Raw genomic sequence first — 24,762 nt, 5'->3', positions numbered from 1 at the left:
GGCACGTGCGTGGAAGAACAGGAACTCGGACCCACAGGCCGACCGGTTCGACAATTTCCAGAACCGCCACCGCTTGAAAGCCACGGCCCGGCACGGATCATCGCGATGGTCAACCAAAAGGGTGGCGTGGGCAAAACCACATCGTCGGTCAACCTGGGTGCAGCCTTGGCTGATTACGGACGTCGCGTGCTTCTGGTCGACTTCGACCCACAGGGTGCTCTGTCAGTAGGGCTGGGGCTCAACCCACACGATTTAGAACTGAGCGTGTACAACGTTCTCATGTCCAGCCGGGTGAACCCGTCTGACGTCATCCAGCCCACGGAGCACCAGCTCATCGACGTTTTACCGGCCAACATTGACTTGTCAGCCGCCGAGGTTCAACTGGTCAACGAAGTGGCGCGCGAACAAGTGCTGGCCCGAGCCCTGGATAAAGTCGCCAACGAATATGACGTCATTCTCATCGACTGCCAACCATCCTTGGGTCTGCTCACCGTCAACGCGTTGACAGCAGCGCACGGTGTCATCATTCCTCTTGAAACCGAGTTCTTCGCATTGCGCGGTGTTGCTCTGCTGGTTGAAACGATTGAGAAAGTTCAGGACCGCCTCAACCCTGGTCTTGAAATCGACGGTATTTTGGCCACCATGTACGACGGGCGCACGCTGCACGCACGTGAAGTGATCTCACGCGTTGTCGACGCGTTTGATGACAAAGTTTTTGAAACTGTCATCAACCGCACAGTCAAGTTCCCAGACGCCTCCGTGGCCGCCGAACCAATCACCAGCTTCGCCCCCAAACACTCGGGCGCGGAGGCCTACCGGCAACTGGCTCGTGAACTCATCTCCCGAGGTGGGGCTCCCTGAGCCACGAATTCGTTGTTGAACTCGACAACTTTTCCGGCCCGTTTGACCTTCTGCTAGGGCTCATCAGCAAACGTAAACTCGACATCACCGATGTAGCCCTCGCAGAAGTCACCGACGAGTTCGTCGAACACGTCAACGCGCTTACCACCTCGGCCCAGGAAGCCGGCTGGAGCACAGCCAAAACCTTGGACCAACTTTCCAACTTCCTCCTGGTCGCCTCAACCCTGCTCGACCTCAAAACCGCGCGCCTCCTACCCGCGGGGACGGTCGAAGACGAACTCGATTTAGAACTTCTCGAAGCTAGGGACCTGCTCTTTGCCCGACTCTTGCAATACCGCGCCTACAAAGCGGTGTCCTTTGAACTTGGCGAACGGATCACGCAAACTGGATATTCGGTCGCTAACAGTGGGAACATGAGCGACTTCCAGGGCGTGCTGCCCCCTCTCATCATGTCGGCGACTACCGAGATGTTGGCAGCAATGTACGCGACCGTACTGGCCCGCGACACCACCCCGCCCACCGTGTCGATCGACCACATTCACCTCCAACACGTCAGCGTTCCCGAACAACGCGCCCACATTCTTGGTTTGCTCACCGAACATGAGACGATTACATTTGATGAACTTGCCCAGACGGCAGACTCCACCCTGGTGGTCGTCGCACGGTTTTTAGCACTGCTGGAGTTGTTTAAAGCAGGCACAATCGATCTGGACCAAGAAGCACCGCTGAGTACACTCGTCATCTCCGGGAGGACACATGACACCACTGACCACACGGATTGAAGCGATCCTGACGGTCATTGGCGAACCGGTGACGACCGACGAACTCGCAACCGCGCTCGAAGCCAATCCAGAAGAGATTGAGCTGGCGATTGAAGAACTTCAACGCGAACACTCCACAGGGCGGGTCAGCGGTTTCGAGATCCGTAAATCGGCAGGTGGGTGGCAGTTCTACTCCCGCTCAGAACACTACGACACGGTCAAACACTTCCTGACCCGAGGCCAGACCGCCAAACTCAGCCAAGCTGCCCTGGAAACCCTGGCAGTCGTCGCTTATGCGCAACCTGTAACCCGCGCCCGTATCGCAGCCATCCGCGGTGTGAACGTCGACGGGGTGGTCCGGACCCTGCTCATGCGCGGTCTCATCGTTGAAGCTCCAAAAACAGAAGGACCCACGCAGTTCGTCACATCCCATGTGTTTCTCTCAGCCATGGGAATTGACAGCCTCGACGAACTTCCCGCCATCGCCCCATACCTCCCAGAAGACGTCCCACAAGAAGCCACCTTTGAAACGAAGGAAACATTATGAACTTTGAGAAAAAACGCCCCAGCCGTAAACAGCGTGAAGCCAACATTGCCCGCGCTCAGAAACAAACCACCTCGGACCCTCACACCCATTCCGGGGTGCGTCTCCAAAAAGTCATGGCAGATGCCGGACTGGGCTCGCGGCGAGCATGTGAACAGATGATCCTCGATGGGCGAGTGGAAGTCGACGGCCACATTGTGATCGAATTGGGAACCCGCATCGACCCCACGAAACAGCGCCTCGTCGTCGACTCCATGCCCATCGAAACGAGCACTGAAAAAGTCTACTTCGCGCTCAACAAGCCCGCCAAAGTCGTCTCCTCCATGGGCGACCCCGAAGGTCGACGCAACCTCGACGAGTTCGTACGCGATCGCACGGAACGCCTCTTTCACGTGGGACGTTTGGACTACGAAACAGAAGGGCTGCTCCTGTTGACCAACGACGGGGACATGGCCAACAGGCTCACCCACCCGCGCTATGAAATCCCCAAAAAATACCTCGCCCAAGTCAAGGGCCCCGTCGCCAAGGACGTGGGAGCTCGCCTGCGTGAAGGAATTGAACTAGACGACGGTATTAGCCGCGTGGACTCGTTCAAACTCATTGACTCCCAACCCGGAGTAGCACTGGTGGAAGTGATTCTGCACTCTGGAAAAAACCGGATCGTGCGCCGTTTGCTCAGTGCGGTAGGCAACCCGGTCCTACGCCTGGTGCGCACCGAGTTTGGCCCCATTGAACTGGCCGAGCAACGCCAAGGAAAAATGCGCCAACTGCGCCCCGAAGAAGTCTCAGAACTCATGAAAGCAGTTGATCTGTGAACGTACATATCGTTGGGACCGGGCTGTTAGGCACCTCGCTAGGCCTGGGTCTGTCTCGGCACGGTTACCGTGTCACGCTCGAAGACCTCTCACCCACGTCCGCTCAACTCGCAGCCGACATGGGAGCAGGCGAAGTAGCTCGCCCAGAAGACCCTGACGTTGTCGTCATTGCCACGCCTCCGGACGTGGTCGCCCAGGTTATTGTCGACGCCCTGCGCACATGGCCCAACGCCACCATCACCGATGTTGCAAGCGTCAAGACCGCCATCCTGGACGCGGTCAAACAGCACACCCGTGACCGGGAATTGGACCGCTACATCGGTTCACACCCCATGGCTGGACGCGAAAAGTCCGGCGCGATCGCAGCCCGGGCTGACCTGTTCATGGCGCGCCCGTGGGTGGTGTGTTCAGACGAGGACACGCCACAGGAACGTCTGGAGCAGGTCGTGACAATCGCTCAGGCCGTAGGCGCCTCAGTCATGCACCTAGACCCGTTATTCCACGACTCCGCAGTCGCCCGGGTTTCCCACGCCCCGCAAGTCGTGGCCTCGATCATGGCTGCGCAGCTGGTCGATATGCCCTCAGAAGGAGTTGCGCTCGCGGGTCAGGGATTGAGGGATACCACCCGGATCGCTGATTCAGACCCAGGGTTATGGACCCAGATTTTGGCGGGTAACGCCGCCGAGGTGGCAACGGTCTTGCGCGATATCCGAGGTGATCTGGATAGAGTGATCGACGCGTTGGACATGCGACCGGGGTCGCTTAGGACAATTGCTGGGTCGCTTGCGGCCGGTAACGATGGCCGGGCACGGATTCCAGGCAAGCACGGACTGGCGCCTGCCACGTATGAAACAGTCACTGTCTACGTGGACGACGCGCCGGGAACTCTGTCCCGCCTCTTCACCGATATTGGTGACTTGGGCGTGAACATTGAAGACATCCGGATCGACCACGCGACGGGCGTTAAACTGGGTAGCGTCGAACTTTCAGTCGTGCCCGCTCACGTGCAAGTTCTCATCCAAGGCTTACGTGAAAATGGGTGGCGTCTACCGGAACAGGCTCTCGACCCCAAGGAGGAAAAGTGACCGTTATTGCTATCGATGGCCCCAGTGGAGTAGGGAAGTCCAGCGTTTCACGCGAGGTTGCCCGTCGTAACGGCTTTGGGTACTTGGATACGGGGGCGATGTACCGTGCAATGGCATGGTTGTGCTTGCAACGAGGAGTAAGCGACCCAGGAGACGTGGTTGAACAGATTCGGGGTGTGGACTTCGAAATCTCGACCGACCCGGAACACGAATCAGTCGAAGTTGACGGGATCGATGTGACATCGGACATCCGATCGGAAAACGTGTCGACGAATGTGCAGATCGTTTCCAGCGTGCCCGATGCACGTGAAGAGCTCATCGAGATGCAACGCGACATTATTTCTCGCGTGAGCGCAGACAAAGGCGGGATTGTGGTTGAAGGGCGCGACATTACAACGGTCGTTGCTCCTGACGCCGATGTTCGGATTCTCATGACCGCTCGTGAAGACGTTCGGATTGCTCGTCGAGCAGGCGAGATCCACGGCGAAGCAACCGAAGAATCGGTCGAGGCTACGCGTGCTCAGGTTGCAGACCGTGACCGTAAGGATTCGGCAACCACCAGTTTCCTCACCGCTGCCGAAGGCGTGCACACGCTGGACACCACCCACATCGACTTTGATGAGTCGGTTGCAGCTGTCATGGGGCTCGTTGAAGAGGCGGACGGCGGTAACAAGTGACCAAGGAACCCGATTTTTCGCCCGTTCCTGACGAGGACTTCCACGAACGGTTTTCCGCTATTGACGGCGATGAGGAACGGCTCAGGGAAGAGAGCCTGCGGGCCGGGCTCGACGACTACGAACTCGAAGACGAAGACCGCGAACTTCTGGACCGGTCCCCAGAGGACCTCGAAGCCGCTGGCACCTCGGGCCCGTCACCGATTCTTGCCATTGTGGGCCGCCCCAACGTAGGCAAATCCACCCTGGTGAACCGAATCTTGGGCCGCAGGGAAGCCGTTGTCGAAGACGTCCCTGGGGTGACGCGTGACCGGGTGAGCTACACGGCTCACTGGGCTGGTCGCGACATCACTTTAGTGGACACTGGGGGTTGGGACATCGATTCGAAAGGGATGGCCTCACGAATCGCAGAACAAGCTGAAATCGCGGTTGAACTCGCTGACGCCGTTGTATTCGTCCTCGATGTGCACACAGGCATCACGTCTACCGATGAGCACATCGTTCGTATGCTCCGCAAGACCGGCAAGCCGGTGATTGTGGCGGCGAACAAGGTCGATGACGAACGATCTGAGTTGGCTGCGTTTGAGCTGTGGAACCTGGGGCTGGGTGAACCGTCTCCGGTTTCGGCTATGCACGGCCGAGGTGTTGCTGACCTTCTGGACCGTGCGGTGGAGATTCTTCCGGAAGTGTCCGGGGTTGACCAGATGGTAGAAGAAGGCGGGCCGCGCAGAGTTGCTCTTATTGGCCGCCCGAATGTGGGGAAGTCTTCGCTTCTGAACCGTCTTGTGGGTAGCGAACGCGTCATGGTGGACAATGTCGCTGGAACCACGCGCGACCCCGTGGACGAACTGGTGGTCCTGGGGGACCGGCAGTGGCGCTTTGTGGACACGGCCGGTATCCGCAAACGGGCGCGGCAGTCGTCCGGGGCTGACTATTACGCCGCCTTGCGTACGCAGACTGCGTTAGAGCGCGCCGAGGTGGCATTGGTTTTGTTGGAAGCCGATCAGCCCATCTCGGAGCAGGACCTGCGCGTGATCAACAGCGTCATTGAGGCTGGGCGTGCCTTGGTTTTGGTGTTTAACAAGTGGGACCTGCTGGATGAGGACCGTCGTCTCGAACTTGAAAAAGAGATCGAGATGCAGCTGGGTCATGTGTCGTGGGCGCCGCGCGTAAATATTTCAGCGAAGACTGGCCGTCATGCCGACAAACTGGTGCCCGCTCTGGACGCTGCGTTGAAGGGGTGGGACACACGTATTCCTACCGGACGTCTCAACGCGTTCCTGGGCGAACTTGTGGCTGCCAATCCGCACCCGCTGCGTGGTGGGAAACAACCGCGCATTCTGTTCGGTACTCAGGCCCACCCGCGTCCTCCCAAGTTTGTTCTCTTCACCACTGGGTTTTTGGACCCGGGGTATCGGCGTTTCATTACGCGCAGATTGCGTGAAACGTTTGACTTCACGGGAACTCCTGTTGAGATCAACATGCGAATTCGTGAAAAAAGGAAGCGGTAGTGGCCACTGATTCTGCGCGCCCGGCGATGTTGCCGCGATTTCTCATTATTGTTTTGGGACTCGCTGGCCTGGCGTTTGGAATCCAGTTTATTCAGGGGCTTCAAACGATTGTGGCTCCAGTGTTTTTGGCACTCAACCTGGTGGTTGTGGTTCACCCACTGCAGGCGTATCTGATTTCAAAGCGTGTGCCAGCAATTGTTGCAGCGTCGATCACGGTTGTGATCGTGCTGGCGTTACTCGTGGTGTTTTTTGCGCTCAACGCATGGGCGATCGCCGAACTTGTCATTGTGCTCCCGAGCTATTCGCACAAACTGGCGCAACTGTACGGCGAGGTCATCCGCTTCACGACGTCGTGGGGACTGACCCCGGAAGTGATTCAGAACCAGCTCAGCGCGTTCGACTTTTCGTCTATGACTGACGCTGTTCTCCAGGTGCTGTCAAATGTGTCGGCAATTCTCGCGCTCCTGACAACGGTTGTCATGACTGTGTTCTTTGTCATTATGGATTCGCTCCAGTTCCCGGCGCGTCTGCGGGAAGTTGGTAAAGTGGCGCCACAGTTCTCCTTCGCAATGCGCTCATTTGGACAAGGCGTACGGCGGTATTGGGTGGTGGCCACGATTTTCGGTTTGATTGTGGCCGTTTTTGACGTCATCGCCCTGTGGATTATCGGGGTTCCCCTGGCCCTGGTGTGGGGTGTTCTCGCTTTTACCACCAACTACATTCCCAATGTGGGACTCATTATTGGGTTGATTCCACCCGCCCTCATGGCACTCCTCGAAGGCGGTTGGTGGGACGCGTTTTGGGTGGTCGTCGCATATCTGACACTCAACTTCGTGATCCAAGCGATCATCCAGCCAAAGTTCACAGGCGAATCTGTGGGAGTGACCCCCTTTATTTCATTCCTGTCGCTCTTGTTCTGGTACTGGGTTTTAGGACCCCTGGGCGCTCTTCTGGCGCTCCCCGCAACCTTATTGCTCAAAGCTCTCTTGGTCGACGCGGACCCGCGTGCTCGGTGGATCAACCTGCTGATCTCATCAGGCTTCAACAAACACACAGGCAAAGTCCTCGCCACCTCCGGGGAGCCCATCAACCCAGCGCCCACCTCGGAACCGGAACCAACTGTGGAGCCGGAAGCCAACGCAGAAAGCCCAGAGCACCCAGAAAGCCCGGAGGACCCAGACAACCCAGCACCCACCTCGGGCGACCCCATAAAATAAAGCATGGCTGAAATTCTTGAAATCCACCCGGAAAACCCGCAACCACGACTGATTTCATCGGTTGTTGACGTCATCAATAACGGTGGCTTGATCGCGTACCCCACGGATTCGTGTTACGCGCTGGGGTGTTCGCTGGACAACAAAGATGGGATCGAACGCATTACGCGGATTCGGCAGCTGAGCGCCAAACACCACTTCACGCTCATGTGTCACGACTTTGCGCAGCTGGGACAGTTTGTCATTGTCGACAACAGCGCGTTCCGCACTATCAAAGCGTTGACGCCTGGGCCCTACACCTTCATTCTCAAAGCCACAAAAGAGGTTCCACGGCGCATGTTGCACGCCAAAAAGAAAACGGTGGGCGCGCGGATTCCGCAAAACCGCCTGTCGCTTGACCTCATCGAGCAGGTCGGAGAGCCGATCCTGTCGTCCACCTTGTTGCTGCCAGGGGAAGACGAACCCTTGACGGACCCTGTTGATGTGGAAGCGCGAATTGGCAAACTCGTCGATGTGATCGTGGCATCTGGGACCCCCGCGACCACTCCTTCGACCGTCGTGGACTTCTCGAGCAGCACGCCAGTTGTCAGGCGAGTGGGGGCAGGGTCGATCGACCTGTTCGACATTGTTGAAGAGGACTGAGCGCACGTGAGAATCGGTTGCATCTAAACGAGTGTTCGGTTAAGAATGTGAGAGACCACACAGACGTGGAGAATAGAGGTTGATTGTGAACAGAACTGCAGTAGTAACCGGCGGAGCTCGCGGAATTGGCGCGGCTATCGCACTTCGACTCGCAAAGGACGGGCACAACGTAGCTGTCATCGACCTGCGCGAAGAAGACACCCAAGACGTTGTGCAAGAAATTGAAGCCGTTGGCGGAAAAGCGCTGGGAATCGGTGCCGACGTCACCGACGAAGAGTCGGCAAACCAGGCCGTTGAACGCATCGCACAGGAACTGGGTGCCCCCACGATTCTGGTGAACAATGCAGGCATCATCCGTGACGACATGCTCTTCAAGATGCCACTGGAAGGCTTCACCAAAGTCTTGGACGTGCACCTCACGGGTAACTTCATCATGACCAAAGCCGTGCAGAAGTACATGGTGGAAGAGAAGTTTGGTCGCATTATTTCCATGTCCTCCACCTCGGCGCTGGGTAACCGTGGGCAGACCAACTACTCGGCAGCAAAAGCCGGTATCCAGGGCATGACCAAGACATACGCGATTGAACTGGGGAAGTATGGGGTGACCGCTAACGCTATTGCTCCCGGATTCATCCAGACCGACATGACCAAGGCAACGGCAGAACGCATCGGCATGGACTGGGAAGAGTTCGTTAAGCTCAACATCACCCAGATCCCTGTGGGACGTGCGGGTGTCCCAGACGACATTGCCCACACCACGTCGTTCTTGGCATCGGAAGGCGCTGGGTTCGTTTCTGGCCAGGTCATTTACGTCGCCGGTGGGCCACGCAACTAAAGGAGACGACTCATGACAGACGCAGTTATCGTTTCAACCGCGCGTACCCCTATTGGTAAGGCTTACCGCGGGGCGTTCAACAACACGCAGTCGCAAACACTCGCCGGCCACGCGATCGAACACGCTGTTAAGCGTGCAGGTCTTGAAGGTGGCGAAGTTGAAGACGTCATCATCGGTGCTGCACTTCAGCAGGGTGCCCAGGGCGGTAACGTAGCGCGCCAAGCTGCGATTCGCGCTGGCCTGCCCGTTGAGGTTTCCGGTATGAGCGTGGACCGTCAGTGTGCCTCTGGTCTGATGGCTATCTCGATTGCCGCTAAGCAGATTCTGGTTGACGGCATGAACATTGCCGTGGGTGGCGGTGTCGAATCCGTGTCGCTGGTTCAGAACGACAAGATGAACACGTTCAAGACCAAAGACCCGTGGATCGTTGAGCACCGCCCTGACACGTACTACTCCATGTTGGAAACCGCCGAGGTCGTTGCTAAGCGGTATGGCGTGTCCCGTGAGGCACAGGACGAGTATTCCTACCAGTCGCAGATGCGCACGGCGGCAGCCCAAGAAGCTGGCAAGTTCGACGACGAGATCGTTCCTTTGGAATCCACCATGTTGGTGCAGGACAAAGAGACAAAAGAGATTTCGGAAAAGACGCTCACCCTGACCAAGGACGAAGGTAACCGCCCGTCCACAACGCTTGAAGGGCTCGCTGGTCTCAAGCCGGTGCTGGAGCCGAGCGAACTGTCTGACACTCCGTGCATCACGGCTGGAAACGCGTCCCAGCTTTCCGACGGTGCATCGGCAGCGGTTCTCATGAGTGACGCTGAAGCTTCACGCCGTGGACTGGAGCCTTTGGGTATCTACCGGGGTATCGCGGTAGCGGGCCTCGCGCCTGACGAAATGGGAATCGGGCCGGTGTACGCGGTTCCTAAACTGCTCAAGCAGCACGGGCTGACAGTCGATGACATCGACCTGTGGGAACTGAACGAAGCGTTTGCAGTGCAGGCCCTGTACTGCCGTGACCGTTTGGGAATTGACCCCGAGAAGTACAACGTCAACGGTGGCGGAATCTCAGTTGGGCATCCGTACGGAATGACGGGTGCGCGCCTGACTGGGCACGCGCTCATCGAAGGCAAACGACGTGGCGCTAAGTACGTTGTTGTCACCATGTGTGTTGGTGGTGGCATGGGCGCTGCAGGACTGTTCGAAGTCTGTTAAAAGCCCTGACACCGGGTGGCCACAGTGTCACCCGGTGCCTACGTCACAAAGGAGTGACCAATGAGTTGGATTGACGAAAAACCCTGGCTCAAAACTGCGTATGACAACCCTGAGGATGTCACGCCTATCCCTCAGACACCTCCGCTCGACCTCTGGATTGACGCGGTCAACGAGGTTCCAGACCACCCGGCGATCTACTATTACGGGACCGAACTGACCTATAGCGAAGTCGACCGCATGAGTAACGCGTTCGCTGCGTACCTATCTGAGAACGGCTTTGGTGAAGGTGACCCGCTGGGTGTGTACCTGCAGAACGTCCCGCACTACATGATCACGGTGATCGCCGTGTGGAAGCTGGGCGGAATTGTGGTTCCCCTCAACCCCATGTACCGCGACGAACTCGATCACATCTTCAGCGACGCGGGTGTTAAGGCACTCGTCGTTTCAGCAGCCGCATTCATGGACCGAGTCAAGGATCACGCTGGAAACATACCGCTTGTTGTGACGGTGGGCGAACACGATTTCGTCACAACAAACGAACCTGCAATCTTCGATATGTTCCCGCAACAGATCGACACGGGTAAGCCAGACTTCCTTACCGTGCTCAAAGAACACGACGGTGCCACGGTCACCGTGAGCAAACGGGCACACGACCCTGACGAGGTGGGTCTCATCGGTTACACTTCGGGAACCTCCGGCAAGTCCAAGGGCGCGCTGTTGTCATTCAAGGGCTTGGGTGTGAACTCGCTCATGATGGTGCACCGCTACAAGTTCGAACCGAAACTGTCCTTCTACCAAATGGCACCGGTTTTCCACATCACTGGTTTCGTGTGTATTTTCTTGGCCTCGATCGCTACAAAGGCCACTCTGGTGCTCAACTACCGGTTCGACCCCGCTGTTGCGCTTCAGCAGTTCCGTGACACGCGCCCGGTTTTCATGGCCGGACCAGCCACGGCTTTCACCGCCCTGCTGGCTCAACCGGACTTCACACCGGACGATTTCAGTTCCTTCCGCTCCATCATGTCTGGGGGAGCACCGTTGCCTGAAGGTCTGGTCAAGAAGTTCGAAGAACGCGCGGGTGTGTATGTGGGCCAAGGGTACGGGCTGACAGAAACCAGCGCCCAGTGCATCACGGTCCCGCACTGGTTGCGTGCTCCCGTGGACCCCGAGTCAGGCAATCTGTCATGTGGTCTGCCTAGTGTGGAAGCACACGTGCGTATTGCCCGTGAGGACGGGTCCGACTGCGACCCAGGCGAAGTGGGCGAAGTGTATGTCAGTGGCCCCATGGTGGCACTCAGTTACCTCAACAATCCCACGGCCACAGAAAACGACATTCCGAACGGCGAACTGCACACCGGCGACGTGGGATTCATGGACAAAGACGGATGGGTATACATCGTGGACCGAAAGAAGGACATGATTAACGCGTCCGGCTTCAAAGTATGGCCACGTGAAGTCGAAGACGTCCTGTACCTCCACCCAGCCGTTTCCGAAGCAGCTGTCGTGGGTGTGCCAGACGACTACCGAGGCGAAAACGTGGTCGCGTTCGTGACTCGCCGGGCCGGTGAGGACGTGACCGAAGACCAGATCATTGAGCACTGTCGCAAGCACTTGGCAGCCTACAAAGCGCCACGCCAGGTGAACTTCATTGACGCGTTGCCAAAGACCGCCTCGGGCAAAATTCTGCGCCGCGAAATGCGCGAGGTCGCTGCCGACCAGTAACCCACACTGCGGCACAAGAACCGCAATCACCAGCACGCACGGGCTATCCCACTACAATGGGGGCCCGTGCGTGCTGTTGACCGTGACATTCTTCGTTTAGCGCTCCCGGCCTTAGGAGCGCTCGCTGCCGAGCCCATCTTCCTGCTCGCCGACACCGCGATGGTGGGGCACCTGGGGAAGGACGCGCTGGCCTCCCTCGCCCTGGCCGGTGTGGTGATCCAGACAGTTCTGGGGCTCATGATTTTCCTCGCCTACGCGACCACCCCGCGTGTCGCCAGGTTCGTGGGCGCAGGGGACTACACACGAGCCGTGAGTGCCGGGTTTGACGGCATGTGGTTGGCCCTGGTGGTGTCCGTGGTGCTGGTGGCGGCCGGTCTGCCCCTGTTGGGGCCGGTTTTGGGTATGTTTGATCCCTCGCCCGAGGTGTTCTCCGGCGCGCTCGCATATGTCACCGTGTCGTGGTGGGGCTTGCCGTTCATGCTGATTGTGATCGCTGCGACGGGACTTTTGCGCGGCATGCAAGACACCGTGACTCCGTTGGTTGTGGCTGCTGGCGGCTTTGGACTCAACATTGTGCTCAACGCGGTGTTCATCTACGGAATGGGCCTCGGGGTCGCTGGTTCGGCGTGGGGGAGCGTGCTGGCCCACGCGGCTATGTGCACGGTGTACCTGGTTTTCGCCGGGCGGGCAGCCCGGCGCCACAACGCCTCCTTGGCACCCGACTGGGCGGGGGTGCTGTCAGCGGCGACGACCTCGGGCTGGCTTCTCATCCGATCAGCGAGCCTGCGCGCGGCGCTCATTGTGCTGGTATCTGTTGCCAGCGTGATGGGCACGGTGAGCCTAGCGGCCGTGCAGATCGCCCAGACGCTGTTTAACTCGCTGGCGTTGGTGTTGGACTCGTTGGCGATCGCTGGGCAGGCAATGATCGGTTTGTACGTGGGTAAGGACGACACCCAGAAGGTTCAGACTGTCAAAACTCGCCTGATTGTGTGGGGTGTTGGGTTCGGAGTCGTTGTGGGGCTTGTGTTGGCGGCGCTGAGCCCGTTTGTTGGCAGGGTGTTTACCTCCAGTCCCGAGGTCGTTTCCACTGTTGCTGGGCTGGTCCTGATTCTGGCTGTGAGTATGCCCTTGGCAGGGTACGTGTTTACGCTCGACGGGATTCTGTTGGGCGCCTCCGACGCCCGCTACCTGGCCGTAGCGCAGTTTGGTGCGGCAACCGGGTTTGGTCTACTTGTGTGGGCGGCCATGGGTATGAGCTTCACGATTAGCGCGCTGTGGGCGTGTTTCTGCTTTGGGTTCATGGCCTTCCGTGCCGTGGGCTTAGGAGCCCGGATGCGCGGTAACGGGTGGATTCGACGCGCACGTGCCGTTGCGGTACTCGACGCGAAGCAGAAAGATCATTAGCCTGGTGCCATGAACTTTCGTGGCGCGACAGAGCCGTCGACATCGCAACTTCTAGAACCGTTTCTTTTGCAGTGCATCAACTGGTCTGGCACCAATACCAGTTTTGACGAACTTGACCAGCAGGCACGTTCCTATGTGGAGGACTGGGGCAGGGAAGGCGACCACGCGTTGATTGCGTGGGACGGCGACAAGGCTGTGGGTGCAGCGTGGGCGCGTTTTCTACCCAATGGGTACGGGTATATCGCAGACGATATTCCTGAACTGGGCGTCGCGGTCATTCCGGAGTACCAAGGACGCGGAATTGCGACCAAGCTGATTTCTAAATTGCACGCGAAACTGTATGACGAAGGAATTGAGTCGGTGTGCCTGTCAGTGAATCACGGCAATCCGGCGGCAGCACTTTTCGCCCAGCTAGGCTACATCACGGCCGGTGAGAGCGGTAACTCGAGCTTGATGATCGCGTCGATCTAAAACAGTCCACCTGGGAAGGGCGGGAGCGACTTTTCGTAGAGCCACGGTGTGAGGACGGCGTTCGTTCCCTCGCCACACACCTGATTCGTGAGGGTGAGAAAATCTGTTGTGGTGGCGTTGGCGTGCTTAAATGTCCGAGTCCACGTGCGTAAAAGAGTGAAGAACTTCTCATCACCCACGTGGTGACGAAGCGCATGGAGTGCCAGAGCACCTTTTTTGTACACCCGGTCGTCGAACATGTCTGGTGCTCCCGGGTTGGTCAGAATGAGGTTGGGCTTGAGCTTCAGCAAGCCCCAGTGGCGCTTCGCGTGGCCGGACGCTGCCTGGTGGCCTTTTGACTCTGCCCACAGCCATTCGGAGTAGCACGCGAAACCTTCGTTGAGCCAGATATCAGACCACGTGGTGAGGCTGACAGAGTTGCCGAACCACTGGTGAGCAAGTTCATGTGCGACCAGACGTTCGGCCTCCCAGGACCGGCCCACATGGTTGGGGCCCAGAATCGACAGAGGTTGGCTCTCAAGCGGAATCTCTAAGTGTTCGTTGGTCACCACTACGCCATAACGGTCGAACGGGTAGGGGCCAAAAAGATCTTCGAACACGTTCATCATCTGGTGCTGCAGGCTCAAGAAGTTTTGTGCTTTAGCCCAGTTGTGCTCAGACGTCGCTAGTGCCAGGGGGACACGGGACGGCCGGTGCTGTCCCGGTTCAAGCGGCCCCATCTTGTAGGGACCGATCTGGACGGTAGCCAGATACGTGGCCATGGGGACCTGGCAATCCCACACCCACTCGGTGCGTGATGCCTTACGCCGGGTAGATGTGAGAGTCCCATTTGCGATCGAAGCGTAATCGGAGTCGGACAGGATTGTGATGGTGAACGTGGACTTGTTGCGCGGGTGGTCGTTGCATGGGAACCACGTGGAAGCACCATTGGGTTGGCCAGCAACCAGCACGCCTTCTTCGAGTTCTTCCCAGCCCACATCGCCCCAGGTGCCCATGGCGGGAGCGGGATTTCCGTTGTAGCGAACTTCGGCTCGAACAGGTTTTCCTGGGGTGAGCGCGGACCGGACGGTGACTTGACCAGGGGACTGCTTAAACCGGGCGGTCTTGCCATTGACGTACACCTTGGTGACTGTGAGTCCAGACAGATCGAGCTTAAAAGAACTCACGGCTTCAAGAGGTTCAATCTCGAGTGTCGCAATTCCGTTTAAACGGTTCGGGGCAGTGTGGTAGTCCAACCGCAGATCGTAGTGCGCAACTTTGTATGAAGTGCTCCCACTCTGCGGCAGATACGGGTCAGTCACAAAAATCCTTACTCTTGATCAACAGGCGCATCCACCCAGGGGACAACTGGGTTGCCTGTAAAGTACGCGTTCGCGGGAACGAACTCCCCACGCATCACCAGGGACGTGGGTCCCACAGTCGATGACCGGCCCAGCGTAGCAGCCGGCAAAATCACGCTATTGGGCCCAAGGGTAGCACCGTCTTCCAAGGTCACAGCGTCAAGCGACATGACACGGTCGTGGAACAGGTGCGTTTGCACCACGCACCCTCGGTTCACCGTGGAGTTGTTTTCCAAGACCACCAGATCGGCTTCTGGTAGCCAGTAGGTTTCACACCACACACCGTGGCCAATTTTGGCGCCGAGTGCACGTAGGTACCACACGAGAGCTGGAGTGCCCACTGCTTTGCGGGTAAACCACGGGGCTGCAATGAGTTCGACAAAACAGTCAGCGACTTCGTTGCGCCAGATAAACGACGACCACAGAGGGTGTTCACCCGCGGGGATACGGCCAATAAACAGCCACTTAGTGACCACTGCGACACCGGCGGCAACAGCACCGGCGCACATCATGACGACACCAGACAACAAAATGGCCCACAGGGCTGAGTGACCCGCCTGGGTGATCCACATGAGCGTGAGGATTACTCCAGCGACCATGAGTCCAGCCACACCCACGGACAACAGACGCAGAGTCTCCCACGCTCCACGCGCCACCTTGAGCTTCTTCGGAGGTGCGTACGTGAGCGATTCGTCGGCTGCCACCTCGGCGCGCCTGAGCTCAACAGGAGGCGAACCAATCCACGAACTGCCCTTCTTCGACTTAGGCGGAGCTGCCGAAAGCACCGCAACCAGGGCGTTCTTTGGAACTCTGCGCCCGGCCGCCGCGATCCCAGAGTTACCCAGGAACGCGCGCTTACCCACCTTGGCGTGACCAATACGCATCCACCCGTTACCCAGTTCGTAACTGGCAACCATGGTGTCATCAGCGAGGAACGCGCCGGAAGCGATGTGCGTCATCTTAGGAACCAACAACACTGTCGAAGCTTCGACACCTGAACCCACCTTGGTGCCCAAAAGACGCAACCAGACAGGCGTGATCAGACCGGCGTACATGGGGAACAGGAGGTCGCGGGCCATGTCCATGATGCGTTCGGTAGCCCAGACCCTAAAGCCCATGAGCGAACGCACTGGATACGTGCCTTCGCGCAAACCGATAGACAGCGTGCGCACCGCGATGAGAACAAACAGGGCGGTGAAAGCAAACCAGATAAGCGCCAGGAGAGGCGACCAGGCCAGAAGGGTCAGCGGTTGGGTAATCACCTCAACACCGTAAATCCATAGCATGAGTGCAATGGGTGGCACTGCTGCCAAATAGGGAATCAACGCGTGGAGTACCGAACCGATCGCATACAACAAGAACGGCAAGTGGGCACGTTTCTCAGGTGGTGCGGGCCAGCGGTGGTGCTTCTTCGACGTCCGCTGGGCAGGCGAACCGGAATACACCTGCTTTTTGCGCACTTTGCCTGTTACCGCCGAACCAGGCGCCACCCGTGCTTCCGAGCCCACGCGCGTGCCTGGCATGAGAGTCGAACGGGAACCAACAACGGCATACTTGCCCACGTGGATGGGGCCAACTCGCAACAGGTCTCCGTCGACCCACCAGCCCTTGAGATCCACCTCGGGCTCAATGGCGGCACCCTCTTCCAAGGTGAGCATTCCGGTCACCGGCGGGATGGAGTGGAGGTCAACATCGCGCCCCAACTTGTTACCCAACAGGCGCGCGTACCACGTGACCCACGGGGCAGAACCCACTGAGACAGCAGAAGCGTTGTCGGCGATGTGTTCGGCCAACCATAAGCGTAGGTGGACCCACCCAGAGCGCTGATACACGCCGGGTTTGAGGCTGCCCAGGAGCAGGCGCGCACACGCGGCAGACACCAACATGCGTCCCCACGAGGTGACGAAGACCAGGTACAGAACGGCGATCAGCCACCACGACGTAGTGACAACTGGGGCGCCCATGAGCGCGAACACGTTCATTGCGGCCAGCGTCATGACGATCCAGTGCATCGCTGCCAAAATGTGTACTGGAATGCCCAGGAGCGTTTGCATCCACTGCATAAACCGGCTGGTGCGTTTGACTGTGCGTTCGGAACGCTGAGTGGTGGGTTCGGTGCCCGTGCACATCTCAGCAAGTGCCCCAAAGCGGGGGTGCGCGTAAATGTCACCGACCGTGATGGCCGAGAAGTTGGTGCGTAGCCGGCTCACCAGTTGAGCGGCCGCCAAGGACCCGCCACCGGCGTTGAAGAAGTCGGTGTTCATGCCGGGGGCTGCGCCCAGGGTGGCCTCCCACTGTTCGGCGATCCACGCGTATGCGGCGGGGACGTCCCCGGAGTCGTCAGTGACTTCCATGCCGGGAAGCGGCCAGGGGAGTGCGTTGCGGTCGACCTTGCCCGAGGTCTTTGTGGGCAGATCGTCCACGATGGCTAGGCGCGGAACAAGGGCAGGAGGTAGCACGTCACGGAGTTGCTGGGCCCAGGCTTCGAGTTGTTGCGCGTCACCAGTAACACCGGGCGAAGGGGCCAAGTAACCAACCAACAGTTGAACCCCACCCGAGGTGGTCTTTACCGCGGCTGCGCCACCGTGGACGCCGGGTAGCGACTGGAGGGCAGCGTCAACCTCACCCATTTCGATGCGGCGGCCGCCCAGCTTGATCTGCTCGTCGGCTCGGCCCACGAAAATCAGGCCGGCAGGGTCGTTGATGACCAAGTCACCGGAACGGTATGCTCGCTCCCACCCCAGTGTTTCCATAGGGGCGTACTTTTCGGCGTCTTTTTCCGGGTCCAGGTAGCGGGCAAGTCCCACTCCACCGATGATGAGTTCGCCCGTTTCACCTTCGGCAACCGGGATTCCGGTCTCTGGGTTGACGACAGCTAAGTCCCAACCGGCCAAAGGAAGTCCAATTCGCACCGGCTCTTCGCCCAGCGGGGCGGCACACGCGACTACGGTGGCCTCGGTGGGCCCGTACGTGTTCCACACTTCACGGTCGCCGTCCGACAGACGCTGAGCAAGTTCAAGTGGGCAGGCCTCCCCACCAAAAATGAGGAGACGCACATTGTCCAAGGTTTCCGGTGGCCACAGGGCCGCCAACGTGGGGACCGTAGAGACGACCGAAATGCGGCGGCTGGCAAGCCACGGTCCCAAGTCCATTCCAGACTTCACCAACGCGCGGGGAGCAGGGACCAAGCAGGCTCCGTGACCCCATGCGAGCCACATTTCTTCACAGCTCGCATCGAATGCCACAGACAAACCAGCCAGGACCCTGTCAGACGGGCCAAGGGGTTCGTCTTGACAGAAAATTTGGGATTCGGCGGCCACAAAAGCGGCCGCTGACCGGTGCGTCACGGCAACGCCCTTGGGTTTACCCGTGGATCCCGAGGTGAAAATCACCCAGCAGTCGTCTTCCGGGACCGGGGCGCGGAGTTCGGGCGGGGTTTCTCTGGTGGTGACTTTGGTGATCGTGGGGCCGTCAGTGATGACGGCTGCGACGTTGGCCTCTTCGAAGACTGTGCGGGCGCGTTCGTCAGGGTCGTCAACATCGACAGGGACATAGGCCGCGCCGATCATGAGAACCGACAAAATCGACACGTACAGGTCTACTGAACCAGAGGAGACGCGTACCCCAACTTTGTCACCGGGGCCCACACCGTGTTCGTGAAGGGTGAGCCCAAACGAGCGCATCTGCTCAATGAGTTCTGCGTATGTGAGTACCGTCGTGCCATCGTCGATCGCTGGAGTGTCCGGGTGTTCCGCGACGTTCTTTAAAATGAGGTCGATAAGTGTTCCGGGTTCACTCGCGAGGTGACCGGCCGGAAATTGGGGCGCGTACGTGTTCACAGACCACCTTGGGTAGGGCTTTGAAGTCGCCTTAATGGTACAAAAATTCACGGCGTCAGATTGAACGGAGGCGGGGGAGTGGACGCGCGAATTGTGCGGGATACAGATGTGTCGGCAGATCAGGTGCTCGTCGAACTTGTCTCCCACCACTACCGCATACACCCGCGTGACCTTCAGGTTCATACCCACGCTCGCGGCAATCTCACCGTTACAGACGGCACGTTCGAGGTGGAATGTTCGGTTTCTCGGTCACACCCATATACGGCTGTTGCAATTCTCACACCAGGCGAAACTGGCTGGATCGGGATCGACATCGAACCTGCGGACGCCCTCAAGGTTCCACCCCACACCTTCACCCACATCCTGGGCCCCCACGAACGCCCGCACTTCACAGACCTACCCGAGGACGACCTCGGCCGGGCACTTCTGCGCGCCTGGGTGCGCAAAGAAGCAGTCCTCAAAAGCATGCACACCGGATTTGGTGCGTATGAGCCTGCCCAGATTGAGTGCGGGCCGCCAACAGACGCGGAATGCACATCACACCCCTGGATCACGGTCTCCGATATGGTGACGGAAGACTATGTGGCTGCGCTCGCGGTGAATCCGGCAGGCGGTCACGGCAGGGAGTAACGTGCGGAACACACGCATAAGGAAGGCGCGCATGACGGAATCAGTTTTTGACCAGGCAATCGCGGTGAGCTTTGAAGGCAACCGGGCACACGCCAGCACCCACCCAAAGTTTCACAACATGGTGGGGCCATTCGGCGGGATCACCGTTGCCACCATCTGCAACGCCGTGCAGACACACCCTGACGCGCAAGGCAGGCTCGCAGCAATCACCACGAACTTCACGTCACCATTGAGTGAAGGCGACTATGAGTTGGAGCTTGAATGCGTGCGCACCAACTCCTCAAACCAACACTGGGTTGTCAAGGGTCACCAAGGCGAGAACACGCCGCTGACAGCCACGGTGTTGCTGGTGGCAGAACGTGGTGAGTTGCGTGCCAACGAGATCCCGTTCCCATCTGTGGGCGCGCCGGAAGAGTACGCTGTCGCCGACGGTGAAGAGCGACCGGAATGGTCAAACAACTACGAACTTCGGTTCGTTGAAGGCGGCTGGGAACAGATCGCGGAAGGACCACAGGACGACACAACGTCCACGTATTGGCTTCGTCACGCTGATGGCCGTCCGTGGGACTACGCAGCCCTTGTTTCATCCTCCGACACGTTTTTCCCCCGGTCGTTCTTGCGAGCAGGGCAGTGGCTACCGGCCGGAACCATCACGATTACCACGTACGTGTCAGCCGATGCGCACGTGCTGGAGTCGGCCGGGACCGACATCCTGTGTTCAGCACGGGCTCAGTGGTTCGGGTCCGGTTTGCACGACCAGACGGCCCAACTGTGGACACAATCGGGTGAGGTTCTGGCTGTCAGCCACCAGCTGGTGTACTCAAAGTTGTAACGCGGGTTGCTTATTCCTGTGGGCGGGGCTCTTCGTCGTTCTCCTGTGGCCGCGACGGCAAACGTGACAAACCTTCTACGAGGAAGTCGGTGTCACCTGCAAAACACACGCGCACCCAGCCTTCACCGTGCTGGCCAAAAGCTGTGCCAGGGGCCAGAGCGACCTTGTGTTCGAGGAGGAAGTTTTCGGCCCATGTGCTCACGTCGCCACCCGTGGCGTGGGACATGTTAATGAACAGGTAGATGGCTCCACGCGGAGTGAGGTACTCAATGTTCTTGGCGTCCAGGACTTCGCGTGCGCGGGCCAGGTTTGTGCGGTAGTGCTCAAGGGCCTTGTGGACGTCGTCTTGGGGACCTTCAACAGCGGCCAAGGCCGAGTACTGAGCAGGTGTGTTCACGCACGATACGTTCGCTTCCTGCAAAGCGCCTACCCGGCTCGTCATTCCAGGAGGCGTGACCAAGTACCCCACGCGACCGCCCGTGATTCCGTAAGTTTTTGAGAAGGAATATACGGACAGTACTCGGTTGTCGTGGTCAAGGGTGGCAGGTGAGATGAACTCGCCGTCAAACACCAAGTACTCATACACCTCGTCACTGATGACCCACAGGTCATATTCTTTTGCGAAGTCCATGAGCGCGACCATAACGTCGCGTTCAAAAACAACACCCAGCGGGTTCGACGGGCTGTTGAGCAAAATGGCTTTGGTGTTAGGTGTCACCAAGCTCTTGAGATCTTCGATCTGTGGGATAAAACCGTGTTCAGCCTTCAAGGGGTAGCCCACAGGGGTAGCCCCCACGGTGCGGGGAGTCATGAAAAAAGTGGCGTAGCCAGGGTCGGGAACCAGAATTTCGTCACCGGGGCCCAGCGCCAAACTCATAGCCATGTGCAACGAGTTAGAACCTCCCGCACCAATGTGGATTTGGTCCGGGTCAACCGGGTACTTATTGAACTCAGTCACTTTCTTTGCCAGTGCACGTCGCAACGGCATGATTCCAGAGTTAGGCGCGTACCGAATCATGCCGTCCTTAAACGCGCGAGCTCCGGCTTCCAGAATGTGCTGGGGGACAGGAAGATCAGGTTCCCCCACGCTTAACGGAATAACATCGTCGAGTTCAAGCGAAAGCTCAAAGATGCGACGGATTTCAGAGTCGGGGAAGCTGTGCGCAGTCTGGCTGAGTTTGGGCATAAGTAGTCCTCATTGATTACGTGGTTGCGAGTGCCTGTCACTGGGGCATGATTTTAAGCACAAGCTTACTCTTCATCAACAACCACATCAGCATGAGCGTGAGTAGTCCAATGAACATGTTCCACAGAGGCCCGCTCGCTTCAGTGACGATGACAATAAACGGCAACAGGATCGCCTGTAAACAGTAAGCGGTCAGTGAGTACTTGCCGAATGGAACCAAGATCCAGCCCAGATACTTCATGATGGGGTCGCGGAACACGTGGAAAAACGCGAGAAAACCACCAAACCAAATGAACGCGAGAATCATCCGGCCCGGTTGCATAGGGAAGTTAGAGAAAGCGCCGCTTCCCCAGTGGTACAGGGCAGATTGAAACTCGCCCAGTCCAATCCGGTTCATCAGGTATTCTCCGTGGATCGCAATTCCGCTCAGGATCATTGTGACGGCGGTGACAGAAACGAGACCCACGATGAGCAGGTTACGCCACGTCAGGTGCTCAGCCATCCAGTTGCGAACAGGGGTAAAAACATAACCCAACGCCGCTGCCAAGAAGAACAACAGCTGCCACTGGACGACCGCCTCGGGCGCGTCAAAAAACAGACTGACCGCGTACAACACTGTTGACGCAATTACTGCTATCCACAGCTTGCCCTTGCGGACGAGCCAGAGGAACAGGGGCGTGACCAGAAGCATCACCGTGTACATGCGGAGGAAGAAAATCCACGCGTGGAATGTGCGCATGAGCAAAGCATTCACAATAGTGGATCCCGCCGAGGAGTCTTCTGGAGGAAGCGATGGCAGGGTGTTGACGTTGTCCGGGGGAACCATAACGGTGATTGCGCTGAGGAAAAGAGTGATGCCCACGCCCCAAACGTAGAGTTTGAGAGCGCGACGCCACAGACTCTTAGTTATTGGCCACAGGTCCTTGTGTCGCCCTTTGTACGCACGAATGTAGCCGATAAGAAAACCGGAAATGAGGAAGAACCCTTCCGCAGCGCTGACCCAGAGCCACCCCTTGCCGGAGAAAAATGCAAGAGGGGAAGGCCAGTACGCCAAGTGGTCAAGTGTGATGACCATGATGAAGAAGCCCCGCACGAGATCAAACTCCACGATTCTGCGGGATTTAGAACGTGTTGCCATGTGTGTTTATGAATCCTTCCGTCTCTGAAGGATAGCCCACAAGAGTTTGTCGAACATGCTCTGGTGTGTTGTGTTCTGTTCAGGGTGGCGCCAGGCTTGGCCCGTGGACTTACGGGCAATGTCGTCTGCGATCGCGTCACCTATTTTTGTGCAGTCCTTTTTTGTGAAATGTGTGTCAAGGATTTCGTTCCAATAGTGCACAACCTCGCGGTGGTAACTGTGCCCGCGGCCACCGGGCAGTTGAACCGAACGGGGCATGTCGGCAAGCAGTTGCCAAAATGTGAGCCACGGAAACCACACCACGTACGGGCTCACGTCTTTTCCGCGGGGTTCGCGTAGCCAGTCGGGTTTGCGGATGACCATGGAAGGGGACCACCAGACGACTGGGTCGGATGGGTGCTGAGCGTACACGATGCGCGACCCAATCCAGGGGCGGTACGGGCCAAGGGGTGACTCTTTGAGTTGTTTGGGTTTTTGTACGAAACGCACGCGGCTCCCACGGCCGATGACTGGTTGGATTTCCGGAGAGAGGACGTGGCGCGATGCGATGAGGTTCTTGAAAATAGGAGTGGTGCGTGGGGTTCCCGTCCAGAGGGCGCCGTCCACGCGTTGTCGCATGTCGGTGAGGCTCGTGAAGGCGCCGTGGCCACCCAGGGCACCAAGCGATTCGCCGGTGACGTAAATGCGGGGGCGGGAGTGCTTGTCGAGTGTGCTGAGGTGACGCTCAACGGCTTCTAGTAGCGCGCGGCTGGCGTAGATGGCTTGGTCGCGGTGGATGAGGAACGCGAGCCATGAACCTGCGAAGCTGTATTGGATTGCGACCGATGCGCAGTTTCCGCCCATGAGGTATTCGAAGGCTTCGACTGACCACTGTGGGGTCCAGCCCGATCCGGTGTTGGTGACTAAGAGGAGGGCTTCGCGGTCGAACGCGCCAGTGCGGTCGAGTTCGCGAACTGCCGCTTCTGCTGCGTCTGAGAGGTCCGGGTGGGAAAGGCGCCCAATGAAGATGCGGATGGGTTCGTGGGCGGTGTCGGTTGGGGTGTGTGATTTTCCCGAGGTGCGTTTGAGTGTCGCTTGGATGCGGTCTTTTCGCGGGCCTGAGGCGACGAAGTCGCGTCCGTGATAGCCCAGGGTGGAGAAGCGTTCTTGTGAGTAGCGCGAGCCTGAGCGTTGTGGTTCGGAGGGGCGGCGGGCCAGTGATGGGCGAGCGAAGTCAGAGCGCACAGCTTGTTCAGCGAGTCGGAAGAGGATAGTGCTGATGAGTTTGCGCGATGAATACGCCATTGCGCCCACGGACAGCGCCGTGATGACCAGTTCGGGCATGAACGGCAGGCGTGTGTGTAGTCGCCGTTCGAGGCGTTGGCGGAGTCGGTTCATGCCGAGTGAAGCGAGGTCAAGACTCAGCCAGGCGAGTTCGCCCACGATGTAGCCGAAAACGTGTTCGCGTACAGAGACGGTGTGGTCGTTGGTGCGTTGCGCAATGTCTTCTTGTTCACGGATTGACCGAGAGATGGCGAAGGCGGACCCTGCACCTGCAAGGGAGAGGAGTGCGATGTTACGGCTCACGCTTTGAGTGGCTGGGCGTGCGATCCGGAAGCCGGGGGGAGCGGGGGAGGTGGACTTGTTGGGGTGTGAGGGGTGTTGTGGGCGGTGCTGTGCGGGGTGTTGTGTGCGGGAAGAGGTGGCAGGGGCGTTTCGGCGGTTTCGGTTGAGGAGAGCGTGAGCGAGTTCGCCTGCTTTTTGCCCGGCGTACGCGTTGACCGCCACGTTGATGGCGGTCATCCACCACGTGCGGGGAATGAGGCTAGGGGTGAGCGCGGTCCAGGAGCTCGCGTGACCAAAAGCGGCGGCAATACGTTTCACCACGTGTCGCTTTCTCTTGGTGTCAAGGGATGCATCGCTTAAGGAACGATGTCTTTAGCCTACACAAATGTAGAGGTGGGTTGCTGGGGTTGCTGTGGGCCAGCAAAGGTCGGTGTGGGTCATTACGTTGACGTCCTGTGACGCTTAGGCTGAACGGTTTTGGTTTATCGTTCATGGCCAGGT

The 24,762-nt window shown here is 58.4% G+C and carries 21 protein-coding genes; 16 read left to right on the top strand and 5 right to left on the bottom strand.

Features of this window, described 5'->3' with window-relative positions; all coding sequences use genetic code 11:
- Positions 1 to 9: 9 nt before the first annotated feature.
- The 14 genes from HMPREF0183_RS11840 to HMPREF0183_RS11775 all read left to right on the top strand — a co-directional run bounded on the left by HMPREF0183_RS11840 (position 10) and on the right by HMPREF0183_RS11775 (position 13,751).
- Complete coding sequence (locus tag HMPREF0183_RS11840) at positions 10 to 861, top strand: ParA family protein (protein ID WP_245527169.1); 852 nt, start codon at positions 10 to 12, stop codon at positions 859 to 861.
- Positions 858 to 1,643 (top strand): segregation/condensation protein A, encoded by a 786-nt coding sequence (locus HMPREF0183_RS11835; protein WP_050775427.1) that lies wholly within the window; start codon positions 858 to 860, stop codon positions 1,641 to 1,643. The genes HMPREF0183_RS11840 and HMPREF0183_RS11835 overlap by 4 nt, the downstream gene beginning before the upstream one ends.
- Complete coding sequence (gene scpB, locus HMPREF0183_RS11830; RefSeq protein WP_005886519.1) at positions 1,618 to 2,169, top strand: SMC-Scp complex subunit ScpB; 552 nt, start codon at positions 1,618 to 1,620, stop codon at positions 2,167 to 2,169. The genes HMPREF0183_RS11835 and scpB overlap by 26 nt, the downstream gene beginning before the upstream one ends.
- Entirely contained in the window at positions 2,166 to 2,981 is an 816-nt protein-coding gene (locus tag HMPREF0183_RS11825; protein ID WP_005886517.1) for a pseudouridine synthase, read from the top strand. Before scpB ends, HMPREF0183_RS11825 begins: the two co-directional genes overlap by 4 nt.
- Positions 2,978 to 4,066 (top strand): prephenate dehydrogenase, encoded by a 1,089-nt coding sequence (locus tag HMPREF0183_RS11820; protein WP_005886515.1) that lies wholly within the window; start codon positions 2,978 to 2,980, stop codon positions 4,064 to 4,066. The genes HMPREF0183_RS11825 and HMPREF0183_RS11820 overlap by 4 nt, the downstream gene beginning before the upstream one ends.
- Positions 4,063 to 4,743, top strand: coding sequence for a (d)CMP kinase (gene cmk, locus HMPREF0183_RS11815; RefSeq protein WP_005886514.1), 681 nt, complete (start codon positions 4,063 to 4,065; stop codon positions 4,741 to 4,743). The genes HMPREF0183_RS11820 and cmk overlap by 4 nt, the downstream gene beginning before the upstream one ends.
- The gene (gene der, locus HMPREF0183_RS11810; protein WP_005886512.1) at positions 4,740 to 6,251 is read left to right on the top strand and encodes a ribosome biogenesis GTPase Der; all 1,512 of its coding nucleotides are present in this window, start codon (positions 4,740 to 4,742) and stop codon (positions 6,249 to 6,251) included. Before cmk ends, der begins: the two co-directional genes overlap by 4 nt.
- On the top strand, positions 6,251 to 7,468 hold the full coding sequence (locus HMPREF0183_RS11805; RefSeq protein ID WP_005886510.1) for an AI-2E family transporter: 1,218 nt from the start codon (positions 6,251 to 6,253) through the stop codon (positions 7,466 to 7,468). The genes der and HMPREF0183_RS11805 overlap by 1 nt, the downstream gene beginning before the upstream one ends.
- Before the next feature lie 3 nt (positions 7,469 to 7,471).
- Positions 7,472 to 8,107 (top strand): L-threonylcarbamoyladenylate synthase, encoded by a 636-nt coding sequence (locus HMPREF0183_RS11800; protein WP_005886507.1) that lies wholly within the window; start codon positions 7,472 to 7,474, stop codon positions 8,105 to 8,107.
- Between the two features lie 85 nt (positions 8,108 to 8,192).
- Positions 8,193 to 8,942, top strand: coding sequence for a 3-oxoacyl-ACP reductase FabG (gene fabG, locus HMPREF0183_RS11795; protein ID WP_156798294.1), 750 nt, complete (start codon positions 8,193 to 8,195; stop codon positions 8,940 to 8,942).
- Positions 8,943 to 8,954: 12 nt separating this feature from the next.
- Positions 8,955 to 10,154: an acetyl-CoA C-acyltransferase gene (locus HMPREF0183_RS11790; RefSeq protein ID WP_005886503.1), complete on the top strand. Its 1,200-nt coding sequence runs from the start codon at positions 8,955 to 8,957 to the stop codon at positions 10,152 to 10,154.
- 60 nt (positions 10,155 to 10,214) lie between these two features.
- Positions 10,215 to 11,876, top strand: a complete 1,662-nt coding sequence (locus HMPREF0183_RS11785; RefSeq protein ID WP_005886501.1) for a class I adenylate-forming enzyme family protein — start codon at positions 10,215 to 10,217, stop codon at positions 11,874 to 11,876.
- A 66-nt stretch (positions 11,877 to 11,942) separates the two neighbouring features.
- Positions 11,943 to 13,280, top strand: coding sequence for an MATE family efflux transporter (locus HMPREF0183_RS11780; RefSeq protein ID WP_005886499.1), 1,338 nt, complete (start codon positions 11,943 to 11,945; stop codon positions 13,278 to 13,280).
- Positions 13,281 to 13,289: 9 nt separating this feature from the next.
- Positions 13,290 to 13,751 (top strand): GNAT family N-acetyltransferase, encoded by a 462-nt coding sequence (locus HMPREF0183_RS11775; RefSeq protein WP_005886498.1) that lies wholly within the window; start codon positions 13,290 to 13,292, stop codon positions 13,749 to 13,751.
- Here the strand turns inward: HMPREF0183_RS11775 and HMPREF0183_RS11770 are convergent.
- Both HMPREF0183_RS11770 and HMPREF0183_RS11765 read right to left on the bottom strand, forming a co-directional pair.
- Positions 13,748 to 15,052, bottom strand: coding sequence for a M1 family metallopeptidase (locus HMPREF0183_RS11770; protein WP_005886496.1), 1,305 nt, complete (start codon positions 15,050 to 15,052; stop codon positions 13,748 to 13,750). The two genes, HMPREF0183_RS11775 and HMPREF0183_RS11770, sit on opposite strands and share 4 nt — an antisense overlap.
- 8 nt (positions 15,053 to 15,060) lie before the next feature.
- The gene (locus HMPREF0183_RS11765) at positions 15,061 to 18,930 is read right to left on the bottom strand and encodes a Pls/PosA family non-ribosomal peptide synthetase (protein ID WP_005886494.1); all 3,870 of its coding nucleotides are present in this window, start codon (positions 18,928 to 18,930) and stop codon (positions 15,061 to 15,063) included.
- 78 nt (positions 18,931 to 19,008) lie between these two features.
- On the opposite strand from HMPREF0183_RS11765, the gene HMPREF0183_RS11760 reads away from it, so the two are divergent.
- Together HMPREF0183_RS11760 and HMPREF0183_RS11755 are read left to right on the top strand one after the other, a co-directional pair.
- Complete coding sequence (locus HMPREF0183_RS11760; RefSeq protein WP_005886492.1) at positions 19,009 to 19,560, top strand: 4'-phosphopantetheinyl transferase family protein; 552 nt, start codon at positions 19,009 to 19,011, stop codon at positions 19,558 to 19,560.
- Positions 19,561 to 19,591: 31 nt separating this feature from the next.
- Positions 19,592 to 20,392, top strand: a complete 801-nt coding sequence (locus HMPREF0183_RS11755; RefSeq protein ID WP_005886489.1) for a thioesterase family protein — start codon at positions 19,592 to 19,594, stop codon at positions 20,390 to 20,392.
- A gap of 10 nt (positions 20,393 to 20,402) precedes the next feature.
- Here HMPREF0183_RS11755 and HMPREF0183_RS11750 read toward each other — a convergent pair whose 3' ends face one another.
- The 3 genes from HMPREF0183_RS11750 to HMPREF0183_RS11740 are packed head-to-tail and all read right to left on the bottom strand — an operon-like array spanning position 20,403 to position 24,582.
- On the bottom strand, positions 20,403 to 21,578 hold the full coding sequence (locus HMPREF0183_RS11750) for a pyridoxal phosphate-dependent aminotransferase (protein ID WP_005886487.1): 1,176 nt from the start codon (positions 21,576 to 21,578) through the stop codon (positions 20,403 to 20,405).
- A 37-nt stretch (positions 21,579 to 21,615) separates the two neighbouring features.
- Entirely contained in the window at positions 21,616 to 22,716 is a 1,101-nt protein-coding gene (opgC, locus tag HMPREF0183_RS11745; RefSeq protein WP_005886485.1) for an OpgC domain-containing protein, read from the bottom strand.
- Positions 22,717 to 22,722: 6 nt separating this feature from the next.
- Positions 22,723 to 24,582 (bottom strand): alpha/beta-hydrolase family protein, encoded by a 1,860-nt coding sequence (locus HMPREF0183_RS11740; protein ID WP_005886483.1) that lies wholly within the window; start codon positions 24,580 to 24,582, stop codon positions 22,723 to 22,725.
- Between the last annotated feature and the right edge of the window lie 180 nt (positions 24,583 to 24,762).

The sequence above is a fragment of the Brevibacterium mcbrellneri ATCC 49030 genome (assembly GCF_000178455.1).
GTDB lineage: Bacteria > Actinomycetota > Actinomycetes > Actinomycetales > Brevibacteriaceae > Brevibacterium > Brevibacterium mcbrellneri.
The sequence above is the reverse complement of the archived record's forward strand: the minus strand, read 5'-3'. Positions and strand labels throughout refer to the sequence as shown.